This is a genomic window from uncultured Dubosiella sp. (genome assembly GCF_964018005.1).
Classification (GTDB): Bacteria; Bacillota_I; Bacilli_A; order Erysipelotrichales; family Erysipelotrichaceae; genus Dubosiella; species Dubosiella muris.
This window is the reverse complement of sequence record NZ_CAXHOA010000038.1, coordinates 1-6,004: the sequence shown is the minus strand read 5'-3', so window position 1 is coordinate 6,004 and position 6,004 is coordinate 1. Positions and strand designations below refer to the sequence as shown.

Genomic DNA, 6,004 nt, shown 5'->3' with positions numbered 1-6,004 from the left:
TTGTCAATATCGTCGCGAATTAAGCGGTAAAAATACGATTTCAAAGAGGAGTTCAATTTGGGAACTTCTCTTTTTTTGTCCCTTATTTCCCCATATTTTTTGGAATAAGGGCTGGAAATTGGTGAAAAAAGTTTTAAAATGTAAATTGGGAAGGTGATTGTCTAAACAATCATTCAAGAAAGTGGATGAAAATCCCGTTTTAGGATATGGAAAAGTAAATAGGGAAGGAGATTATGAACATGATGAAACAGCAACCCCACAAAACTGTGAAAAACCATGAGCGTAAAGTCATTCAAGGCATTGGACGAAAATTCCTGGCCTCTTCTCTTTGCGCCCTTTTGAGTGTTTCGAACGGCTTGAACTGGCCGGTTTTGGCAACGGAAGCCGAAACGGATCCGGAAGTCGTCGAGCAGCAGCTGATGGAGGACGAAACCGAAATCGTTTCCGAAGAAGAAAATCCGACTGTCGGAAACGAGCAAGGACTTTGCGTCCATCATCCTTGGCACGACGCCCAATGCGGGACCGATCCGTGCCAATACCGCTGCGTTCCTTGCTTGCAGGAGGATATCGCGGAAATCATCGCCATCCTCACCGAGGAAAGCGCCGAAGAAGATCCGCTGCAAGCGGTCTACACGCGTATAGAACATGCCTACGACACGTACGTGGCGCTCAACGAGGATGAGCTCGCCCAGCTGGAAGAGGACGAGTACGCCTTCATGGAAGCGGTTTTAAGACAGGAGGAGTCTATAATTCAGTCTTTGGATGCGCTTGACCAGCAAGTCGATGAAAACGGACAAGCCGAAGCGCAAACCCTGACGCAGCTTTATCAAGAGGTGGCCGCGGCGTATGGCGCGTTCATGGAGGAGAAAGCCGGACAGGAAACGAAACCGGACGAAGAACAAGATCCAGTGGAAGAAGGCGAACAGCCTAAAAAAGTCATTACAATGGACGATGATAACAAGGATAGTTCTCAAAAGGAAAACGAGAAGGAGTCCGGCACCGCAGAGGGAGATGAAGCGCCGGATTCCACAACGCCGGATGCGACTGAGAAGAAAATGAAAATCACCGCGGTTTCCATTAAGGATGATTCAGGTGTGCAACATTTAATTGGGATGTCTAATTCAACGGAAAATCAAGAAAGCGAAGGCGATCAGACTCAGCCAATCATAAAGAAAGAGTTTTCTATAAATCATGCAAAGCAAATAGCTTTGCATCTTGAAGTTGAAAGTCAATTAAATTTAAAAGATAAAAAAGTGGAAATTACGATTCCAGATGGACTTGTTGTCGTGGAATATCCAAAACCAGATTCAACAACGGGGATGGTAAAAAGTGTGACGCCGGAAAGAGCCGAAGACTTGAAAGGAACGGGAGATTACGGTGTCTATCAGCCTCAATCTGGAACGATCACTTACGCTTTGAAGGATACAGCGGAAAAGACGAGTTTTAATATCATTTTGGCCTTGGATACGACGCTGTGGAATAAAACGACGCCGACAAACAGAGATGCGTTCACAATCCTTTCAGACGCTATTATGATTCGTACGTATTCAGGAATGGAAGAAGACGGGATAAATTACGATTCGTTTTCGGCTACGGCGAAAGTGAGTGGTGATGTTCTAGCCACAGGGCCTGTTTTGAGCAAGACAAAACCTAAAAATACAAACCTTGCGACTGAATCGACCGACCCGTTTAAATTAACGGATTTTCGATATCGGCCGGATCGTAGTATGATGACGTTGGGAACTTTTTTTAAAGAATTTTCTTTGACGATTCCATTACCTAAAAACACAAAAAAGAACTATTATGCTTCATTGGTATATATTGAATCAGATCGAGGTTATTTTAGTTATAATGATCCGAAACATCCAGAAAATAAACCCGATGTGGAGGAGGAAAAAGATCACGTTACCTTAACGTGGAAAAATATCTATATTCCTGAAGATGAATATTTTATGCCATATTTTGTATGGAAACAAGGAGAAACATTAGCACCTGATGAGAGTGTACAATGGGATTTGACAAGTATAAAAAGTGATTTGAAAGATTGGAAAAACAACAATAGCTCGCTCGCTTCTTTTGAACTCTCTCCGTTAACTTTTACTGGGTCTAATACTTCGGATGTTTTGGTGAATTCGGTAGGGAGAGGGAAAAGCTTATCTTTATATGGAATGACCGATGTGCTCTGTTATTTAGGAAAAATTGATATTGATGGAGCGGGGACAAAAAAGACGGGTCCAATGAAACTAGAATACACTTATGATAATACAAATGGTTTTATTGGTGTTGTGGCCCAAAAAATTCCGGCTCCAGTAGGTGCAAAAGTAACAAATATTCAATATAAAACAAATAAGAAAGAACAATTTCAGACATTAGAAGATCAAACGAGTACGGAGGGTTTTATCGCGCTGACAATAGCGGATCTTGGCTTAAGTGATGATGAATATTTTACAGCGATCACAGCGGTTGTGGATGGCTATGATCCAGACTTTACAAGTGATATTACGCCACGTTTAACGAATCCGGCAGGTGCGAAAAGTGCAATTTTCGGGAGAGTTTTAAAAAATGATTTAATAGAAGAAAACAAAAAAATCAATATAGCCACATTAAAAGTAACCCCAATCGTTGATGGCGAAGAAAAAGCAGAGAGTTTAAAGACCAAAACGTTAGAGTTAAGTATATGCGGCACCACTGAAAATGATCAAATTCCACTTGGTTTGACGAATGCTGTAAATCCGAATAATCCAGAAGAAAAACTTCCAATTCTTGATAAAGTGCTTTGTACAGCAGGAGATGAGGTACACTTTAATGGTGTAATGATGGTATCTTCCTATCCGTATACAACTCACAATGTTCTTAACGATTTGGAAGTGTATATCCGGCTTCCAAAAAGTGTTTCAGTTCAAGATCTTGTATTTTATAAGCAAACAGGAAGTACAGCGGATTCGATTTTGTTGGAACAAAATGCAGTTGAAAACGGAATAATAACCCGTGGAGAGGAAATAATCCCTCTTAAAATGGAGGAATTACCAGAGGAGTCTGAATACGTAACAACGAAATTCACATTTGATAAGGATGTTATTGTAGGGTGGTTCGGTAAGGATTTTAGCCAATATCAAGTTGGGATATCTTTTACAATGAAAATTGATAAAGGAGCGGACGCGATGACGCTCGACATGCGAGAATGCGTCAAATTTAAAACGGAGAAGTGGCAAGCAGTCAGTGATAAAGGTTCTGTGAGTAACAGTACTATTCAAGTAGGAGAAACGTATTATGGCACATTGAATGTCAATGCGCAAAACACAAAACTTTCTGTAACCGCGGCCCGACAGGGATTGACCTTCGATTTTGGAGCGAAACTGTGCGACGATACGAATTGTAGCGGAAAAGACTACAAAAACAATTATGTCAATTACGACAAAGATAACGAGAAAGTCTTTTTGAAGGATAAAGATCACGGCATGGATTTGCGCATGATTATTAAGAATGAAACGAAAAAGATATTTCTAGGCGAAGCCAAAGACTTTTATTACTATATTCCGGTTCCGAAAAAGGGCGATAACTGGGATACCCACATGCAAGAAATGGATTTTGATTTCGATATGATCATGACAGGACCTGTTAAGGTGGAGGGGTCATCCGGGCATAACATTCATGTTCAATATAGTACAACTGTGGAGTCGAAGGTAGGGCTTGAAAATCCTCATCATTACAATAATACGGATCATCTAAAAGATAATTATAAAGATGCGGATGAGATTGATGATTGGAGCAAAGTAAAAATGATTCGTATTAGTACGAATGATGGTGTTGTCGATATTAGTGCGGATGCCGAAGTGGAAATCTACGCGCATTTTGAAACCGCGAAAGACGCTTCGGATTTGGTTGGAAGCAAGATCAACTTTGGACCATGTGGTTATTCGCCATACACAGTCGGAACAGCGGACAACGGCGGTCATATGCCTTTGCCTCATATTCAAATCGAGTTTCAAACAGGAATCATTGCCGGAAAAGTTTTTGTCGATGAGAACAAAAACGGGCAAATGGACGATGGAGAACCTCTTTATACGGGGAAGCTAACGATCAAAGCGCCGCATGGAACCGAAATCGCAAGCGATGACCATGAATCCCACGAAGTTACAGTGGAAAATGGTGAATTTAAATTCGAAGGACGACGGGCGGATACTTATTTTTTAGAAGTGGTAAATCCAGGATCTCCAGATGCGAATGGGAAAAATCCATTAAAATTTTCGATTCCGGAAACGAGCAAATTTCAAGAAGTAGAAGAAGGCAAGTCGGCAAAAGCCACTATTATAGTAAACGCAAAGAACAGTGCGGAGAATCAGTCTCTGATTCTCGGACTGCAAACCCCGCACACCATTCATTTTGAAATTCCGGATTCCAATGCGACGATGCAGTCGAATACAATGTATGTATGGAATAATGAAACCCTTGGGAAGAGTGTTCCACTTGTCGCTCCAAAATCCGGATGGAAATTTATGGATCTTTGGACCTTGAAAGGGGAAGATGCAAAAGTAACGCAACAATACACGACAGAAGAACTTTCAAAATTGCCAGTCACCAAGAACATGACGTTTGTTCCGCAACTAAAAAAGATCTATACGGTAACTTATGATGGAAACGGGCATACTTCTGGAGAACTTTCAACAGAAAATGAGTTTTATACTGAAAATGATTTGGTTGCTTTAAGAAATTTTTCTGAATTAAAAACGAGCAATTCCAATGTAATTTGTGTTGGGTGGAGCACCGAAAAGATTACAGATGTATTAACGGCAGATGCAGAGCAAAGCTTGATCAATAAAGTGATTAAAGAGCATGAATATACTATGCCAACGCGCAATGTCGTTTTTTACGCGGTTTGGGCGGAAGATTTAAATGGAAATGGTTCCCCGGACTACTCAGACAATGCGGTTCATGTCCGCTATCATTCCAATACTGAAAAGGAAATGGTCGTTCAATGCCTTCATCATCATTTGCAAGGCAAAGAGGCAATTCTTTCTTCCACAGCGGCAAGCATCAATGGAAAAAAGAGAATAACGGCAAATCCTGAGCAATGGGAAGGCCAGTCGGGAACATATTCTTTCGAAAAAGAGCAAGCTGTATTTTTAGGCTGGAGCGAATCGGCATCGCCTAAAGATGTGGATACGATGAATGATTATAACGCGATCTTTGGAGAAGGAAAAAAACCACTCACAAAGGTGATCATGGATACAAATGGAAAAGACGTGTATGCGGTTTGGGGGACAGATCGAAATAAAAATGGAGTAGCAGATTATCAGGAAAGAGTGCGTGTGATTTATGATGGCAATTCCACAAATTTAGTATCCAATTTGCCGGAAAATGAGCAAGATCATATTCCTGGCGATATAGTAGCATTGAAAAATTCGCCAAAACCAACGCATTCCGACCTCGACGGTAAAAAAGTCGTTTTTATCGGCTGGTCGGAAAAGCCGCTTTCCATCCTGAAAAGGGAGGACGCCGTTCCAAACGTAATCTCGAAAATTACGCTTGGATCCGGCGACGCCACGGTCTACGCGGTCTGGGGCTATGATTCGGACGATGATGGCAAAGCGGATGTTTTGGATACGTACGCATTAACGTATGACTTAAATGGTGGAAAACCAAAAGATGGCGTACGGTTACCTGAAAAACAAGAAAACATTCCAAAAGGAACCAATGTTCCCTTGTCGGCGGAAACGCAATTTAAACGCAATGAAAACGAGGTATTCATTGGCTGGAGCAAAGAAAAGCATGAGGACGCGTTTACCGCGGCCCAGGGAAGCGCAATCAACGATATGCTGATTACCGGCAAGGAAATCATTATCGAACATGAAGATGTGACTTTATACGCGGTTTGGGCCAAAGACAGCAATGCCAACAGCAAGCCGGATTATAAGGAGCTGGTGAAGCTGATTTACAACGGCAATCCGCAATCGCAAGGCACGGTAAACAAATCGCTGCTCGACAGTGTGCACATTCCGGGAGA

Annotated in this window: 1 protein-coding gene; it reads left to right on the top strand. The window is 41.8% G+C overall.

What is annotated here, in order from left to right; genetic code table 11:
• Window positions 1-239 precede the first annotated feature (239 nt).
• On the top strand, window positions 240-6,004 hold a 5,765-nt coding region (locus ABNS49_RS13505; RefSeq protein WP_348688279.1), incomplete at its 3' end, for a hypothetical protein.